This window comes from Micromonospora arida (assembly GCF_003857035.1).
Taxonomy (GTDB): domain Bacteria; phylum Actinomycetota; class Actinomycetes; order Mycobacteriales; family Micromonosporaceae; genus Micromonospora; species Micromonospora arida.
In genome coordinates this window covers 1-15909 of sequence record NZ_QGSY01000230.1, presented here as the reverse complement: position 1 = coordinate 15909, position 15909 = coordinate 1, and the positions used below count along the sequence as shown (strand labels likewise).

General features: G+C 71.2%; 16 protein-coding genes. 7 read left to right on the top strand and 9 right to left on the bottom strand.

Annotated features, from left to right (window positions below):
* Positions 1-256 precede the first annotated feature (256 nt).
* From DLJ58_RS22860 to sepH, 3 genes are all read left to right on the top strand, one after another.
* Positions 257-1363: a citrate synthase 2 gene (locus DLJ58_RS22860; protein WP_091395245.1), complete on the top strand. Its 1107-nt coding sequence runs from the start codon at positions 257-259 to the stop codon at positions 1361-1363.
* Between the two features lie 226 nt (positions 1364-1589).
* Positions 1590-2717 carry a phosphoserine transaminase gene (gene serC, locus DLJ58_RS22855; protein ID WP_124859119.1) on the top strand — a complete coding sequence of 376 codons (1128 nt, stop codon included), beginning with the start codon at positions 1590-1592 and terminating at the stop codon, positions 2715-2717.
* Positions 2718-2902: 185 nt separating this feature from the next.
* A complete protein-coding gene (sepH, locus tag DLJ58_RS22850) occupies positions 2903-3982 on the top strand; it encodes a septation protein SepH (RefSeq protein ID WP_124859117.1) in 1080 nt (359 codons plus the stop codon).
* 54 nt (positions 3983-4036) lie between these two features.
* Here the strand turns inward: sepH and DLJ58_RS22845 are convergent, their stop codons facing one another.
* Complete coding sequence (locus DLJ58_RS22845) at positions 4037-4867, bottom strand: alpha/beta fold hydrolase (protein ID WP_124859115.1); 831 nt, start codon at positions 4865-4867, stop codon at positions 4037-4039.
* Between the two features lie 15 nt (positions 4868-4882).
* Positions 4883-5548 carry a DUF4097 family beta strand repeat-containing protein gene (locus tag DLJ58_RS22840; protein ID WP_124859113.1) on the bottom strand — a complete coding sequence of 222 codons (666 nt, stop codon included), beginning with the start codon at positions 5546-5548 and terminating at the stop codon, positions 4883-4885.
* A gap of 239 nt (positions 5549-5787) precedes the next feature.
* On the opposite strand from DLJ58_RS22840, the gene DLJ58_RS22835 reads away from it, so the two are divergent.
* Entirely contained in the window at positions 5788-6555 is a 768-nt protein-coding gene (locus tag DLJ58_RS22835; protein ID WP_124859111.1) for a GbsR/MarR family transcriptional regulator, read from the top strand.
* On the opposite strand, the gene thpR is transcribed toward DLJ58_RS22835, so the two are convergent.
* The 5 genes from thpR to DLJ58_RS22810 form a co-directional block, all read right to left on the bottom strand.
* A complete protein-coding gene (gene thpR / locus DLJ58_RS22830) occupies positions 6525-7106 on the bottom strand; it encodes an RNA 2',3'-cyclic phosphodiesterase (RefSeq protein ID WP_124859109.1) in 582 nt (193 codons plus the stop codon). The two genes, DLJ58_RS22835 and thpR, sit on opposite strands and share 31 nt — an antisense overlap.
* Positions 7107-7119: 13 nt before the next feature.
* Positions 7120-7629 carry a hypothetical protein gene (locus DLJ58_RS22825; RefSeq protein WP_124859107.1) on the bottom strand — a complete coding sequence of 170 codons (510 nt, stop codon included), beginning with the start codon at positions 7627-7629 and terminating at the stop codon, positions 7120-7122.
* 96 nt (positions 7630-7725) lie between these two features.
* Entirely contained in the window at positions 7726-9009 is a 1284-nt protein-coding gene (locus DLJ58_RS22820; RefSeq protein WP_124859105.1) for an MFS transporter, read from the bottom strand.
* Between the two features lie 72 nt (positions 9010-9081).
* The gene (locus DLJ58_RS22815; RefSeq protein WP_030486369.1) at positions 9082-9531 is read right to left on the bottom strand and encodes a MarR family winged helix-turn-helix transcriptional regulator; all 450 of its coding nucleotides are present in this window, start codon (positions 9529-9531) and stop codon (positions 9082-9084) included.
* Between the two features lie 114 nt (positions 9532-9645).
* The gene (locus DLJ58_RS22810) at positions 9646-11124 is read right to left on the bottom strand and encodes an NCS2 family permease (RefSeq protein WP_124859103.1); all 1479 of its coding nucleotides are present in this window, start codon (positions 11122-11124) and stop codon (positions 9646-9648) included.
* A gap of 88 nt (positions 11125-11212) precedes the next feature.
* On the opposite strand from DLJ58_RS22810, the gene DLJ58_RS22805 reads away from it, so the two are divergent.
* The gene (locus DLJ58_RS22805) at positions 11213-11458 is read left to right on the top strand and encodes a DUF2530 domain-containing protein (protein ID WP_091395273.1); all 246 of its coding nucleotides are present in this window, start codon (positions 11213-11215) and stop codon (positions 11456-11458) included.
* 33 nt (positions 11459-11491) lie between these two features.
* Here DLJ58_RS22805 and DLJ58_RS22800 read toward each other — a convergent pair whose 3' ends face one another.
* Positions 11492-12331 carry a DUF3027 domain-containing protein gene (locus DLJ58_RS22800; RefSeq protein ID WP_124859101.1) on the bottom strand — a complete coding sequence of 280 codons (840 nt, stop codon included), beginning with the start codon at positions 12329-12331 and terminating at the stop codon, positions 11492-11494.
* A gap of 88 nt (positions 12332-12419) precedes the next feature.
* Here DLJ58_RS22800 and DLJ58_RS22795 point away from each other — a divergent pair, with 88 nt between their 5' ends.
* Together DLJ58_RS22795 and DLJ58_RS22790 are read left to right on the top strand one after the other, a co-directional pair.
* Positions 12420-14021 (top strand): MFS transporter, encoded by a 1602-nt coding sequence (locus DLJ58_RS22795; protein WP_124859099.1) that lies wholly within the window; start codon positions 12420-12422, stop codon positions 14019-14021.
* Positions 14018-14668, top strand: a complete 651-nt coding sequence (locus DLJ58_RS22790; RefSeq protein WP_124859097.1) for a futalosine hydrolase — start codon at positions 14018-14020, stop codon at positions 14666-14668. Before DLJ58_RS22795 ends, DLJ58_RS22790 begins: the two co-directional genes overlap by 4 nt.
* 59 nt (positions 14669-14727) lie before the next feature.
* Here DLJ58_RS22790 and DLJ58_RS22785 read toward each other — a convergent pair whose 3' ends face one another.
* Entirely contained in the window at positions 14728-15597 is an 870-nt protein-coding gene (locus DLJ58_RS22785; RefSeq protein ID WP_244219085.1) for a helix-turn-helix domain-containing protein, read from the bottom strand.
* Positions 15598-15909: the final 312 nt, after the last annotated feature.

Genomic DNA, 15909 nt, shown 5'->3' with positions numbered 1-15909 from the left:
CCCGTCACGTCCCCACTCCTTCTCGGGGGCCCCGCCAGCACCCTCCCGCGCTGACCAGCCCAACCCGCCCAGTCTCACTGAGCCGGACGGAGAATGCGCGTCCGGGGATGTCGCGTGCAGCACAGTCGCAGCGGGTCGCGTATCCCTTACTCAGCAGGCAGTATGTTGCGAACACATCCCTGAGGGTCGCCTAAGGCGCTCGGCCGATCGGGCCGGATGAGCGATCGGGCGCACCGACCAGATCCAGGAGAGCGACATGGCCGATTTCAAACCCGGGCTGGAGGGCGTCGTCGCCTTCGAGACCGAGATCGCCGAACCTGACCGTGAGGGCGGTGCGCTGCGCTATCGCGGAGTCGACATCGAGGATCTGATCGGCCAGGTGTCGTTCGGCAACGTGTGGGCACTGCTGGTCGACGGCCGGTTCGGGCCGGGCCTGCCGCCGGCGGAGCCGTTCCCGGTGCCGGTGCACTCCGGTGACATCCGCGTCGACGTGCAGTCCGCGGTCGCCATGCTGGCCCCGTACTGGGGTCTCAACCAACTGCTGGACATCTCCGACGAGCAGGCCCGTGAGGATCTCGCCCGGGTCTCGGTGACCGCGCTCTCCTTCGTCGCCCAGTCCGCCCGCGGCCTCGGCCTGCCGGCGGTGCCGCAGAAGGAGATCGACAAGGCGCAGACCATCGTCGAGCGGTTCATGAAGCGCTGGCGCGGCGAGCCCGACCCGCGGCACGTCAAGGCCGTCGACGCGTACTTCATCTCGGCCGCCGAGCACGGCCTGAACGCGTCCACCTTCACCGCTCGCATCGTCGCCTCCACCGGGGCGGACGCGGCTGCCTGCATCTCGTCGGGCATCGGCGCCCTCTCCGGCCCGCTGCACGGCGGCGCCCCGTCCCGGGTGCTCAGCATGCTGGAGGCGGTGGAGCGCAGCGGCGACGCCGAGGGCTACGTCAAGGGCGTCCTCGACCGCGGCGAGCGGTTGATGGGCTTCGGTCACCGCGTCTACCGTGCCGAGGACCCGCGCGCCCGAGTGCTCCGGCGTACGGCCAAGGAGCTGGGCGCGCCGCGCTTCGAGATCGCCGAGGCGCTGGAGAAGGCCGCCCTCGCCGAGCTTCAGGCCCGTCGCCCGGACCGGGTGCTGGCCACCAACGTCGAGTTCTGGTCGGCAGTGGTGCTGGACTTCGCCGAGGTGCCGGCGCACATGTTCACCTCGATGTTCACCTGCGCGCGGATGGGCGGCTGGAGCGCGCACATCCTGGAGCAGAAGCGCCTGCAGCGGCTGGTCCGCCCGTCCGCCCGCTACATGGGCCCGGAGACCCGCAAGCCGTCCGACGTCGAGGGCTGGGCGGCCATCCCGCACGGCGTCTGAGCTGGTAGGCAAGGGCCCCTCCTCGACGTCGGACGTCGAGGAGGGGCCCTTGCCGTCGCCACGCGTCGAAGAGTGGTCGTTGTCGTCGGCCACGGAAGCCGACTGTGGCGAAGGACTCAGACCGACCGCCGGGACCCCGGCCATCGCCGTCCGGCCCGGGTGCGAGGATGGGGGCCGGCAGTGTCGCCGGGCCCACCCTCGCCCTTGCGGAAGGATCTTCAAGACCGTGGCTGACGCAGCGATCATCCGGATTCCCGATGAGATCAAGCCCGCCGACGGACGCTTCGGCTGCGGCCCGTCCAAGGTCCGCCCGGCAGCGGTGTCCGCTCTCGCCGAGGTCGCGACCACCTATCTCGGCACCTCGCACCGGCAGAAGACGGTCCGTGACCAGGTGGCCCGGCTGCGCTCCGGCATCGCTGAGTTCTTCTCGCTGCCCGAGGGCTACGAGGTGGTGATCGGCAACGGTGGCACCACCGCGTTCTGGGAGGTCGCCACCTTCGGCCTGATTCGCGACCGGGCCCAGTTCGCCAGCTTCGGCGAGTTCGGCGCCAAGTTCGCCAAGTCGGTCAAGGACGCCCCGTTCCTCGGTGAGCCGACCGTCCGCAAGGCCGACGCGGGCACCGCCCCGGCCCTGGTCGCCGAGTCCGGCGTGGACGCGTACGCGACGCCGCAGAACGAGACCTCGACCGGTGTGGCCGTCCCGATCAGCCGGGTGGCCGGTGCCGACGAGGGCGCGCTGCTGCTGGTCGACGCGACCTCCGGCGCGGGTGGCCTGGAGGTCAACGTCGGTGAGACCGACGTCTACTACTTCGCCCCGCAGAAGTGCTTCGGCTCCGACGGCGGTCTCTGGCTGGCTCTGATGTCCCCGGCCGCACTGGACCGGGCCGCCGAGATCAAGGCGTCCGGGCGCTACATCCCCGCCTTCCTCGACCTGGTCACCGCGATCGACAACTCGCGGCTGGAGCAGACCTACAACACCCCGGCGCTGGCCACCATCTTCCTGGCCGCCGAGCAGACCGACTGGATGAACGCGCAGGGCGGCCTGTCCTGGGCGGCGAAGCGCACCGCCGAGAGCGCCGCAGCGGTCTACGGCTGGGCCGAGCGGTCCAGCGTGGCCACCCCGTTCGTCACCGACCCGGCGCTGCGCTCCAACGTGGTCGCCACCATCGACTTCGCCGACGGGGTGGACGCCACGGCGATCGCCAAGGCGCTGCGCGCCAACGGCATCGTGGACACCGAGCCCTACCGCAAGCTCGGTCGCAACCAGTTGCGGGTGGCGCTGTTCCCGGCCGTCGAGCCGGCCGATGTCGAGGCGCTGACCGCGTCCATCGACTACGTGGTCGAGCGACTCTGACGTTCGTCACGGTCGGTGTCCGTTGGGGCCTCCACGGACACCGACCGTGATCATCGCCGCAGCTCAGTCACGACATGCGGGGTGTCGCTTCCCCCACCCCGAGGCAGATGCGCGTACGGTGGTCCGAGACGCCTGGGTGGCCGACTCGTGGTGTGCGGCCAGCGAAGCGGGACGGAGGCAACGTTATGCGCCCAGTACGCTTCGTCGCCCTCTCCGAGGACGGCCAGGCGCTGGTGCTCGCCGACGAGGTTGGGCGCCTCCTCGCCCTGCCGATCGACGAACGCATCGCCGGTGTGATGCACCCCGAACCGGGTGCCCCGCCGCTCGCGGTGGCACCGAGCACCGTCGACCCGATTCCCTCACTGTCCCCCCGGGACATCCAGGCCCGCATCCGTTCCGGTGAGTCCGCGGAGGACGTCGCCCGGATCGCCGGGGTGCCGGTCGACCGGGTGCTGCGCTATGCCGGCCCGGTGTTGCAGGAGCGGGCGATGCTCGCCCAGCACGCCCGGCGCACCCGGCTCAAGGGCGCGGAGAAGCCCACCCCGCTCGCCGAGGTGGTCAACGGCCGGCTGAGCCAGCACGGCATCGACACCGAGAAGATCTCCTGGGACGCGTACCGGCGCGACGACGGCACCTGGCGGATCATCGCCACCTGGCCGTCGGGTAAGGCCACCGCGCAGGCCATCTGGGACATGGACAAGGCCCGGCAGGTGGTTACGCCGCACGACGACATGGCGCAGTACCTGTGCGCCGAGCGGCCCACGCCGATCCTCGGCCAGGAGCCGGCGCCGGAGCGCGGCGGGCACGCCCTGCCGGGTCCGTCGCGCGGTGAGCCAAGTCGTGGGGGGCACGGTTTGCCGGCGGCGGCCGAGCACCCGCGCCCTGGCCGCGATCCGATCCGGGCCGGCCGTGACGCGCTGCTCGCCTCCCTGGACCGCCCGCTCGGCGGTTCGTCGGGTCGCGGGCTGGAGCCGCGTACCCCGGCTGCTCTTGCCGGGTCGGACGCGCCCCGGCAGCGACCGGTCGGTGGGGGTGCCGCCGCGCTGCTCGGCGGTGGCCAGGGCTCGGCCTTCGACGACGATTCGGACGCGCCCAAGGAGGTGCCGGCCGTGCCGTCGCTGGCGGTGCTGCGGCCTCGCCGGACGGGCGCCGCGGCGGCCGCCGGCGGCGAGTCCACCGACGCCAACGGCAAGCCGCGCAAGCGGCTGCCGAGCTGGGACGACGTGCTCTTCGGCAGCGGCCCGGCCGCCCGCGAATCTTCCTGACGCTTCGCGTTGACGGGTGACAGTTCGTCACCCGTCAGCGCGAGCGTTCGGACCTCACCGAATGTCTCCGACGCCTTCGCGATGAGGGGTGGCGACCCCGCGCACGGCCTCGGCGACGGCGCGGAAGTCCTTCTTGAGGATCGCACCGTGGTTACTGGTGACCTTTGCCCCGATGGTGATGTGCGGGTTGCGGACGGTCACCGCGTCGAGGCTGGTGCGGATCTGCTCCTGTTCGTCCCCGCGACTGCCGAGGGACGTTCCCGAGGCGACCACGTACCGCACCGGGACGCTGATGGCGTCCAGCACCGGGCCCAGTTCGCGCTCGCGGGAGAGTTCGCCGAGTTCGATGTTGCTGTCCGCCATCTGGTCGGCGTTCATCCGCGGGGTCAGGCCGGTCGGGCGCAGCAGCGGCATGAACAGGTTCATCCGTCGGAACATCTTGCGGATCCGCTGCGCCATGGCCTCGTCGAGCCAGTCGTGTGGGAAGGCGCCGTCGACCAGGACCGCGCCCAGGGCCCGCTCCGGGTTCCGGTTGGCCCAGTGCGCCCCGACCACCGCCCCGTAGGACCAGCCCACCAGCACCGCCCGGGCCACCCCCCGGGCGGCGAGAACGGCGTCGACGTCGCGGACGGCCGCCTCGAACGAGTAGTCGGCTGAGCGCTTCGACTTCCTGCCGCGGGCCCGCTCGTCGTAGGTGATGTGCCGGAATTCGGTGCCCAACTCGGCGATGACCCGCCGCCAGTACCCCTGGGTGGCGAACTGGCCGTTGAGGTAGACCACTGGGATGCCGGGGCCGCCGGTGTCGGTGACGGCCAGGGCCGTGTCGTCGACCGGCACCATGCCGGTCCACGCCGACCTGGCCGAGGACATGTTGTTGTTCGTCATCGCGATCCGTCCTTTTCAGAGGCTGCGGGCGTTGATGTCGCCCTGCAGGGTGCTGGCGTGGATGTCGAGCTCGACGGTGCCGTCGTTCTTGAGGGCGTTGCTGACGCGGCCGTGGCCGGTGCCGGCGTCCAGGGCGGCCGAGACGCCGGCCGCCGCCGCGACCGAGATGTCGCCGGACTGGGTACGGAGGACGACCCGGCCGCGCATGGCCTCGGCGACCCTGATGTCACCCCGCGCGGTGCTGATCTCGGCGGGGCCGTTGAGCCGGCCGATCTCGACGTCGCCGTCGATCGCGGTGAGGCGGACACTCGCTGCCTCGTCAATCTTGATCTGCCGGTACGCCCCGTCGAAGGCGACGTCGCCGAGGCGGCCGACGCCCCGAAGTTCGGCGCTGGCGGCCCTGGCCTCGACGTGGGAGCCTGCGGGCACCCGGACGGTGATCTCCAGAGAGCCGGAGGGGCCGAAGAGCTTGTTGATGGGACGTGCGGTCGTGATGCGCAGGACGCCGTCGGCGTAGGCAACGGTGGTCTGCTCGGCGGCCCTCGTGTCGCCTTTCTTGGCGGGGTCGGCCGGGAGGACCTCGACGGTGGTGTCGGCGCGGTCCGCGGCGATGAGCTGGATGCGTCCGGCGGGGATGTCCAGGACGGCGGAGACGGGGGCGGGTGTGTCGAACGTCTGCATCGTGCTCTCCCAGGTTGGCGCTTGTTTCTGATGTGGGAAACGCTACGTTGCTTTCCAGTTTTTGCAACAACCTTGTTGCAGCCCAATGATGTTTTAGCTGCTCAGATCAGTGAATTTGTTGCAACCGCCTTGAATCTAATGCAACGCAATCCCTCTCGCCGTTGCATTGACATGCGGGTTAACGCTATGGTGGCGGAAGTCGAGGGCCGCCGCCCTACGGGACCACGAGGGAGATCGCGATGCCGGGAGGCAGGCTCACCCAGCAGGAACGCCAACAGATCGCGCTGGGGCTGGCCGACAGCCTCCCCTACGCCGAGATCGCCCGACGCCTCGACCGTCCCACCTCGACGGTCACGCGCGAGGTGATGCGCAACGGCGGCCCCACCGGCTACCGCGCCGATCTGGCCCATCACGCGACCGAGCGCCGCGCCCACCGGCGCAGGCCCGCCCCTTCCCGTGGCGCCGAGGCGGCCCCGCGACAGGACGGACGCGACGCCCAGGCCGTGGCCGACTACGAGGAGGCGTTCACCACCGTCCTCATGGCCTCCGGTCTGAACAAGATGGGGGCCCGAGTGTTGACCAACCTGTTCCTCACCGACTCGGGCAGCCTCACCGCGTCTGAGCTCGCCCGGCGCCTCCAGGTCAGCCCGGCGTCGATCTCCAAGGCGATCACCTTCCTGGAGAGCCAGAGCCTCGTCCGCCGCGAACGCGACGAACGCCGCCGCGACCGCTACGTCGTCGACGACGACCTCTTCTACCAGGCGACGATCGCCAGTGCCCGGGCCAACGACCATCTCGTCGCGACCGCACGCCAGGGTGTCGCTCTCCTCGGCGCGCACACCCCCGCCGCCGCCCGACTGGAGAACATCGCCCGCTTCCTCGATTTCATCAGCGAGAGCATCACCCGCGCCGCCGAACAGGCCCGCGAGATTCTCCGCAACGGGCCTTCCACAGCGACCAGCCACGTGCCGCCGGGTCACAGCGACCAGGCGGCGATCCGCTCGTAGCGCGGTCGGTCGCCGCCGAGGTGGCTGCGCACCAGCAGCAGCTCCGACGCCGGCCACGATGGCCCTTCGTACCCGTCCAGGCTGGCCCGGTCGGCCTCGACGTCGGCCGGGTCCATCCGGTCACCGGGCCGGGCGACGGTCAGGTGCGGCCGAAACGGCTTCTCGTCGCACGGCAGCCGGCCGTGGCGCAGCCGGGACCGAATCAGCCCGGCCAGCACGTGCAACGCCTCGATCTCCCCGCGCAGGTCCACCCACAGCACTGTGGATCGCCCCCGGCCGAACCGGCCACCGCCGCCGAGACTCAACCGGGGTACGGCGTCCCGGCCGTCCCGGAACCGCTCGGCAGCCAAGCCGAGCGCACTCTCCACCTCGACCAGCCGGTCAGACTCGACGGCGCCGAGGAACGCCAGGGTGAGGTGCAGGTCGGCCGGGTCGGCGAGCCGGACGTTGACGCCGGCGGCGGCCGCCGCCGCGACGCGCAGACGGGCGACCTGTACGCCAAGGTGATTGACCGCCTGGACGGACGGGCGGACCGCGACGAAGAGTCGCACAGCGTGCGGCCCCTCAGCGGTGCCGCTGCCAGAGCCCGGCCCGGGCCGCCGGAAGGGCCAGCCCGGCGGCGTGCAGCACGCCCTCCACCCGGACTCGCTCGATCTCCTGATCGACGCCCTCCAACTCGGCGAGGTGTTCGGCGATGCCGAGGGCGCGACAGGCGAGACGAAGCCGGTCGTCGTACGCCTGGAGAAGCGCGCTGTGCCAGACCATGGATCGACCGCCGCCGCCGATCCGCTGACCGCCGAGGCGGCGCAGGTCGGCGGCGAGCTGCTCCAGCGGCCGGCGGTCGACGCGGTCGAACTCGCTGAGGTCGATGTCCCGGGTCAGCGCGTCGGCCTCGATGGCGCGGTCGAGACGGGCGATCGTGCGCTTCTCCCGTCGGCGGTCACGCCGCTCGGACCAGCCGCAGACGACCCGGTCGACGATCTCGTCGTAGCAGAAGATCAGGGCGAATGCCGCCGGCAGCGTGGCCACGGCGAGGAACGCCAGGGCCAGCATCAGCGCGCGTCCGACTCCCACGTATCGACGCTAAGCCCCACCGTGCCACCCTGCCACCGGTTTCGCCGCATCCGCGGGATCCGCGCAACCGGACGCGGCCGGCGCCGGTGGTAAACCTCAGCAGTCGGTGGAGGTGACGTAGAAACGGGGCATCGGCAGCACCCGGAATCGCAGCCGGGCACCGGAGTGGCGGAGCTGCCAGGTGAGGGCGATCACCGCGGCGGCCAGCGAGATGAGCCCGCCCATCCAGATGCTGGCACCGGCACCGTAGTGCTCGGCGACCCAGCCGATCAGCGGCGCGCCGACGGGGTTGGTGCCCAGGAACACCAGCACCCACAGGGCCATCACCCGTCCCCGGAACGCCGCGTCGACGCCCATCTGGATCCGCTGGTTGGCGGCCTGAGCGAAGAAGACCATGCAGAAGCCGGTCGGCACCAGCAGCGCCACGACCAGCCAGTACGCCGTGGAGAGGCCGACCAGGGTGCCGAAGCTGGCGCAGGCGATCGCCGCGCCGAGCACCAGCCACACCGACGGGCGGCTACGCCGACCGGTGCCACTGAGCGCGCCTCCGAGCGCGCCGACGGCCAGCGCCGTGCTGAACAGGCCGAAGGAGGCGGCGCCGGTGTGGAAGACCGTCTTCGCCAACGCGGCCAGGGTGAGCTGGAAGTTGAACAGCGACATGCCGATCACCGACATGATCGCCATCGGCAGCAGCAGGTCGGGGCGGCGCCACACGTACCGCAGCCCGTCGACGACCTTTGCGGACGCCCGCTCGTCACGGGGCAGCAGGGCGTCGCGGTGCAACTCGGTCGTACGCATCCGGACCACGTTGACCAGGGGCGCGACCGAGCTGAGGGCGGTGAAGAGGAAGACCGGGCCCACGTCGAACGCGGCGATGGCCAGGCCGGCGACGGCCGGGCCGACGATCCGGGCGGAGTTGAACACGGCGGCGTTGAGCGACAGCGCGTTGGGCAGCAGCGGCGTGCCGACCAGTTCGGAGACGAACGCCTGCCGGACCGGGGTCTCCACCGCGTTGGCCGTGCCGAGCAGCGCGGCGAAGGCGAAAACGTGCCAGAGCTGCACCAGGTCGGTGAGGACCAGCACCGCCATGCCGAGCGCCAGCAGGCTCCAGAAGGCGTTGGCGGCGAAGAGCAGCACCCGCTTGTCGTACCGGTCGGCGAGCCGGCCGGAGAGCAGGGTGAGCAGGAGCACCGGGGTGAACTGGCAGGCGGTGACCACGCCGAGCGCGGTCGCCGAGTTGTTGGAGAGCTCGAGGACGAGCCAGTCCTGGGCGATGAACATCATCCAGACGCCGATCAACTTGATCAGCTGCCCGGATGCGAAGAGGCGGTAGTTGCGGACCTGTAGGGACTGGAACATCGTGCTCAGCTTCGCCTGCACTCTTGGTGCGCCTCCTCCGGACGTACGCGTCATCGACACGTGACGGCACGGACCCGGTGGCGCGGGTACGGCTCAGGCGCGAGCGAGCTGCTGAAGAATCTCGGCGGCCCTCTGCAGGGTCTCGCGTTCGTCCTCGTCGAGTGCGGCCAGCCGGTGGGCCAACCACTCGTCGCGGGCCCGCTCGAACTGGTCGAGCACGGCCTGCCCTCCTTCGGTCGCCGCGAGGATGACCTGCCGCCCGTCGGTCGGATGGGGTGTCCGCCGCACGAGGCCGCGGTCTTCCAACTTCCCAACGATCTTGGTCATCGTCGGCGGCTGCACCCGCTCCACATCGGCCAGCTCACGGGGTGTCATCGCGCCCGCCAGCCGCAGGCTGGTGAGCGCGGAGACCTGGGTGACCGTGAGGTCGCCGACCGGTCGGGCCTGTCGGACCCGTCGGTTGAGTCGGGTGATCGCATCACGCAGCTGGGGAGCCAGCTGCGCCGGTGGCACGCGTTCCGCCGTCACCGTCCGCTCCGTCACAGTAGTTAGCTTAACTAATGAGCCTGGCTAACGACATCCGTTATGACCAGGCTCACGAGGGGATTCAGATGGTACGGGCGGGGAATCCTGATCGACTCCCCGCCCGAACGTGCCTCAGAGCACCAGGGACTCGATCGGCCCACGCAGGAAGTACAGCACGAACAGCACCGCTACCCCGTACAGCAACGGGTGGATCTCCCGGGCCTTGCCCCGTGCCAGCTTGACCACCACGAAGGTGATCAGACCAGCGCCGATCCCGTTGGAGATCGAGTAGGTGAACGGCATCAGCACGATGGTGAGGAACGCCGGAATGGCGATCTCGTAGTCGGACCAGTCGATCGTCCGCACCGCGGTCATCATCAGGAACCCGACCACCACCAGGGCCGTCGACGCCGCCTCGAACGGCACGATCAGGACCAGCGGCGCCAGGAACATCGCGAGCAGGAAGAGCGCGCCGGTGACCAGGTTGGCCACGCCGGTCCGGGCACCCTCCGCGACACCGGCGGCGCTCTCGATGTACGACGTGTTGCTGGAGGTGCTGGCCGCACCGCCGGCCGCCGCCGCGATCGAGTCGACCAGCAGGATCTCCTTGGCCTTCGGCGGCGTGCCCTGCTCGTCGAGCAGGCCGCCCTCCTGGCCGACCGCGACCATCGTGCCCATGGTGTCGAAGAAGTCCGTGATCAAGAGCGTGAAGATGAACATCAGCACGACCAGCCAACCGGCCCGGCCCCACGAGTCCAGCACGTTGAACTTGCCGAGCAGCGACAGGTCCGGCAGGTCGACCACCGTCTTCGGCAGCTCCGGCACGTTCAGCGACCAGCCCTTCGGGTTGGGCTGACCGTTGACGAACGACGGGCCGATGTTGCCGATCGCCTCCACGATCACCGCAAGCACCGTCGAGGCAAGGATGCCGATCAGGATCGCGCCCTTCACCCGACGGACCACCAGCACCAGCGTGATCAGCAGGCCCACCACGAAGACCAGCATCGGCCAGCTCACCAGCTTGCCGCCGATGCCCAGGCCGACCGGAACGGTGGTGTTGGCATCATCCGGGATGCGCCGGACGAAGCCGGCGTCCACCAGGCCGATGATGGTCAGGAACAGACCGATGCCGACGCCGATCGCGCTCTTCATCTGGGTCGGCACCGAGCGGAACACAGCGGTCCGCAGGCCGGTCAGCACCAGCACCGCGATGATCACACCCTCGATCACCACCAGGCCCATCGCGTCGGCCCAGGTCATCTCGGGGGCGATCTCGTACGCCACCAGGGCGTTGACACCCAGACCGGCGGCGAGCGCCAGCGGGAACCGGCCGACCACACCCATCAGGATGGTCATCAGGCCGGCAACCAGCGCGGTCGCCGCAGCCAGGGCGGGAATCGGGAGGCTCTTGCCGTCACCGTCGACGGCGCCGCCCAGGATCAGCGGGTTGAGCACCACGATGTACGCCATCGTGAAGAAGGTCGCCAGGCCTCCGCGTACCTCACGGCTCAACGTCGAGCCACGGGCGGAGATCTCGAAGAAACGGTCGAAACCGTTACGCGGATGAGCGGGGTTGGGAGGTGTGCCGTTCTCGGGCGGCGCTACGGCCATCAGGTCCTCGCAGGTGATCTTCCAGTTGTCGCGCGCATCGTCCCAGATCGTCGGTGGGCAGGGGAAGTAGATCCCGTACGCTTGCCGAATGCCGAACGAGCAGCCACCGCGGCCCGCACCACTGGATCCGCCGATGGTGCCGTTCGCCCTCGCCGGGTTGATCGCGTGGGCGGTGGCAGGGCTGGTCCTGCTGATCTTCTTCCGGGGCTGGCTGACCGACCACGGCCACCAGAACTGGCTCTGGACCTGCCTCGCCGGCTTCCTGTGGGGTTTCCCGGGCCTCGCCGTGATGATGCGGCACGACGCCAACAGACGCCGCCGCCGCGCGAGGTGAGCTGGGCGCGCCGGAGCACTCCGGCGCGGACGATCAGGAGTGCCCGTACGGCTCCGCCGGCTCAGCGGCCTCCACCGAGCCCAAAGCCCGGCTGACCGACATGGCCTCCACCGCACTGTCGTCGTACACCGTGGGCAGCTCGTCGACCGCGGTCTCGGCCGCCTCGATCAACGTCTCGGAGTGCGCGCCGCACCCGTGATCGGCGCTCACCACCCGGCCGTCGTCCGGGGCGTAGAAGTTGCCGCACGCCCCGAAGGCCTGCCGCATCGCACCGGCCAGCGGCAGATAGAAGCCGCAGGTGCCGCAGCGGGCGGCGGACGGTGCGGCGGTCGAGATGGCCGCGGCGGGGCCGTGGTCACCTTCGTACCAGCGCTGCGCCGTGTCGATGCGGCCCTCCCGGGAGAGCACGCGGGCGCGCCCGAGGCCCATCTCCCACGCCGTCTCCTCCACCGCCGGGTCGTCGGAGAGCAGGTAACCGGGAACCAGTCGATCGTCGTCGGGCGAGGTCGGGAGCAGGTCACCCGGACCCAGGTCGCCCGGCTTGAGCCGCTCCTGCCAGGGCAGCCAACCGGGCGCGAGCAGCGCGTCCGGGCCGGGCAGCAACACCGTCTCGCAGATGGTCACCGTCTTGCTGCGCGGCACCCGGGTGACGGTGACCGCCCACCGCCAGCCGTTGTACCCGGCGAGGCGACATTCGAAGTAGTGGGTGACCAGCCGATCACCCTCGGCCACGACCTGCAGGTGGTCGCCGACGTCGTCGGCGTCCACCTCGGTGATGCCGGCGCGGGCCACCTCGACGGCGGCGGCGCAGACCTGGTCGAGACGGGCGGCACGGGTGGAGACGGGCCTGGTCACCCGACCATTGTTCCCCATGCGCCTCGCAGGGGTGACAGGGACTCCCGGGGAACCTTTCCCAGCGGTGGTGCGGCGTACCCGGATCAGATGGGCGAGGATGGTGCACATGCCGTCGTACTCCCGCTCCGGGCGTTCCGTCCTCGGGCGGACCGTCGGCACCGGCATTCGCGCAGTCCGTCTGCTGTTGCGCGGTTCGGTGGGCAGCGGTCGCTGGGTGACCCGCCGGGCCGGGCGGGCCCGGGCCCGGGGTGCCGGCGGCGAGGTCGGCATGGTTCGCCTGTTCGACCTGCACGCGCTCTCCTGTGCCGGCGACACCCTGATCGCCATCGGTCTGGCCGGCACGATCTTCTTCAACGTGCCGCTCGGCGAGGCCCGCAGCAAGGTGGCGCTCTACCTGCTGGTGACCATGGTGCCGTTCGCGATGCTCGCCCCGGTGGTGGGTCCGCTGCTGGATCACTTCCGGCACGGCCGGCGGTACGCCCTGGCCGCGACGATGCTCGGACGCGCCTTCCTGGCCTGGTTGATCTCCGACTACATCCACGGGTTCGGGCTCTACCCGGCCGCGTTCGGGGTGCTCGCGCTCTCCCGGGCGTACGGCGTGGCCCGCTCCGCGGCGGTGCCCCGGTTGCTGCCGGAAGGGCTCGGCCTGTCCCAGGTGGGTGCCCGGGCCAGCGTCTACGGCACGGTCGCGGGTGCACTGGTGGCACCGATCGGGTTGGCCGCGTTCTGGTTCGGGCCGCAGTGGCCGCTGAGGGTCGCGTCGTTGATCTTCCTGGTCGGCATGGTGATCTCGTTGCGGCTGCCGCCGAAGGCCGACTCGGAGCCACCGGAGCGCGTCCCTCGGCCACTGCGCGCGCTGGGCCGCCGCCGTGGCGACCGACCGCTGGGCCGGGGCCGACCGTCCGGCCGGTTGGTGATCGCCACCCTGATCGGCGCGGCGACGCTACGCGCGCTCTACGGCTTCCTGCTGCTCTTCCTCGCCTTCGCGATCAAGAAGGGCGACCTGACCACAGTGGTGTTCGGCCGGGATCTGGGCGCCGAGTGGGCGTTGGGCGTGGTCGGCGGCGCGCTCGCGGTCGGCACCTTCCTGGCCACCGCCATCGGCACCCGACTGCGCATCCACCGGCCGACCGCCATCCAGTCCAGCAGCATGATCATCGTGGCCGGGGTGGCGGTGCTCGCCGTCATCCAGTTCTCGCTGCTGATGGTCGCCCTGCTCTGCCTGGTCGCCGCGCTGGCCAGCGGGGTAGCGAAGCTGGCGGTGGACGCCTCGATCCAGGAGCGCATCCCGGAACGGTTGCGCGCCAGCTCCTTCGCCCACTCCGAGACGGTGCTGATGCTCGCCTTCGTCGCCGGCGGCGGCCTCGGGCTGGTGCCGTTCGATGGTCGGATGGGCATCGCCGTGGCCGCCGGGGTCGGCGTACTGGCCGCGATCCGGGGTGTGCTGGCCGCCGCCCGGCTGCGCGGCGAGAAGCTGGCCGGCCGACCGCTCGGTGACGACGAGCTGACCGAGGACGAGCCGGCGGACGAGCCCGGGGACCCCACACCAACCTCACCGGCGCCGACCCAGACCAGCTCACCGCAGTACGACGACCCGAGCCCCGCCCCGCCGGGCTACCACATCTACCGCCCGTCGTCGGCCGTTGGCGGCCCGGGTGGCGGGGCCGACGACGAAACCCGCCGCGAGTCCCCCGGCTCACTCTCGTGACCGGTCTGCTGGTGGTGACTGCGGTTCCTGCCGAGGCGGACGCGGTCCGCGCCGGGCTGACCGACCCCACCGTGACCGTCACCCCGATCGGTGTGGGTCCGGCCGTCGCCGGTGCCGCCACCGCCCGGCTGCTGGCGCTGGCCGAGGCCGCCGGCCGCCCGTACCGGGCGGTCGTCAGCGCCGGCGTGGCCGGCGGCTTCACCGGGCGGGCCGAGGTCGGCGACACGGTACTCGGCACCGCCAGCATCGCCGCCGACCTGGGCGCGGAGTCACCCGACGGCTTCATCCCGGTCGACGAGCTGGGCATGCCGCCCGCGCTGCTCGGCGCGGGCAGCAGGGTGCCGGCGGACCCGGGTCTGCTCGCGGCACTGCGAGCCGCCCTCCCGACGGCCACGGCCGGCCCGGTGCTCACGGTCAGCACCGTCACCGGCACCACGGCCAGCACCGACGAGCTGCGCCGGAGGCATCCGGAAGCGGTTGCCGAAGCCATGGAGGGGTACGGCGTGGCGGTCGCCGCGGCGCAGGCCGGGGTGCCCTTCGCCGAACTGCGCACCATCTCCAACCCGATCGGCCCCCGCGACCGGGACGCCTGGCGGCTGCGCGAAGCCCTGGCCGCCCTGACCGCAGCAGCCCCGGCGCTGCGCTGACCGGCATCGCGCTGAGCCGGCATCGCGCTGAGCCGGCGCTGCGCTGACCCGGACGACGTTCAGGAGAAGTAGCGTTTGGCCGGGTGGCCCAGGCGCAGTGCGGCTGGGCGGCGTCCCTCGATCTCGAAGCCGCACGCCAGCAGCAGGTCGGTGCCGGATCCCTCGGCGATAGCGACCGCGTCGTCGATACCCGCCTCGCGCATCGCAGTCACCAGCGCGGTGACCAACCGACGCCCGAGCCCCAACCGCCGGTACCGGGCGTCGACAAGCACGCCGTCGAGCACCATCTCCCGCTCCGGCATGTTCGGATGCCACTCGCCGAACTCCAGGAACGGGCTCCGCTCATGGGCCCGCAGCTCACCGACCAGCGTGCCGTCGGGAAGCTCGGCGACGTATCGCCAGCAGGTGGCCGGCAGGTCGCCACTGATCACCCGGCGCACCTGCGCAGTCCGCCGGACCTCGGCGGCCCACCGCCGGTTGTCGCGATAGCGCCGGTTCAGCTCGTACGCGGCCGGTGGCAGCGGGAGCGGATACCGCTCGGGCGGCAACCGGTACCACTCCGCCCACCAGGCACCGGGCCAGTCCCGCGGTTCGTGGACCGGCCAGACGTCCAGGTGAGCCGGGTATCGGCGGCCCGCCTCGTCCCGCATGTCGTCGTGCGGAACCGGCGCGGGTTCGGTGAGGCCGGAGATGGTTGGTGGGACGCCAACGGCCAACGTCCCACCCGCCGCCTGGACGAGGCGTTCCACTGTCCGGAATCGGGGATCAAGCGCCCGCCCCGACTCGATCCGGGCAAGCGTCGGCTGTGGCACCCCGGATTTCTCGGCCAACTGTCGCTGACTCAGATCGGCCCGCCGACGCAGCGCACGGAGCGCCTGCCCGAGATCGGCTCCGCAGGCTTCGTCGGTGTGGTCACTCGCCTCGGTCACAGGCCGATGTTCCCGGCTGGTCAGCGAGCTATCAACACCCTGCGCCGAGCTGTGGATAACACTGTGGACAACCCCGCCGACCGGTGGATGACCTAACTCCCGCGACCCCCTTTGGAGCTGACTCGTTTGCGGCATCACCACCCTCTCGGGGCCCCGGGCAAGATCCCCGGCCCCGGCCCCGGCCCCGGGTCTGGGTCTGGGTCTGGGTCCCACCCCGGGTCTGGGTCCGACCCTGGGTCTGGGTCCGACCCCGGGTCTGGGTCCGACCCCGGGTCTGGGTCCGACCCCGGGTCCTGTCTCTTATACACATCT

Coding starts and splice junctions, on each gene's coding strand:
- DLJ58_RS22840 (WP_124859113.1), bottom strand. CDS start 5,548: ATGCAGACGTTCGACACACCCGCCCCCGTCTCCGCCGTCCTGGACATC.
- sepH (WP_124859117.1), top strand. CDS start 2,903: ATGCGCCCAGTACGCTTCGTCGCCCTCTCCGAGGACGGCCAGGCGCTG.
- DLJ58_RS22845 (WP_124859115.1), bottom strand. CDS start 4,867: ATGACGAACAACAACATGTCCTCGGCCAGGTCGGCGTGGACCGGCATG.
- DLJ58_RS22795 (WP_124859099.1), top strand. CDS start 12,420: ATGCCGTCGTACTCCCGCTCCGGGCGTTCCGTCCTCGGGCGGACCGTC.
- DLJ58_RS22835 (WP_124859111.1), top strand. CDS start 5,788: ATGCCGGGAGGCAGGCTCACCCAGCAGGAACGCCAACAGATCGCGCTG.
- DLJ58_RS22800 (WP_124859101.1), bottom strand. CDS start 12,331: ATGGGGAACAATGGTCGGGTGACCAGGCCCGTCTCCACCCGTGCCGCC.
- DLJ58_RS22810 (WP_124859103.1), bottom strand. CDS start 11,124: ATGGCCGTAGCGCCGCCCGAGAACGGCACACCTCCCAACCCCGCTCAT.
- DLJ58_RS22805 (WP_091395273.1), top strand. CDS start 11,213: ATGCCGAACGAGCAGCCACCGCGGCCCGCACCACTGGATCCGCCGATG.
- DLJ58_RS22860 (WP_091395245.1), top strand. CDS start 257: ATGGCCGATTTCAAACCCGGGCTGGAGGGCGTCGTCGCCTTCGAGACC.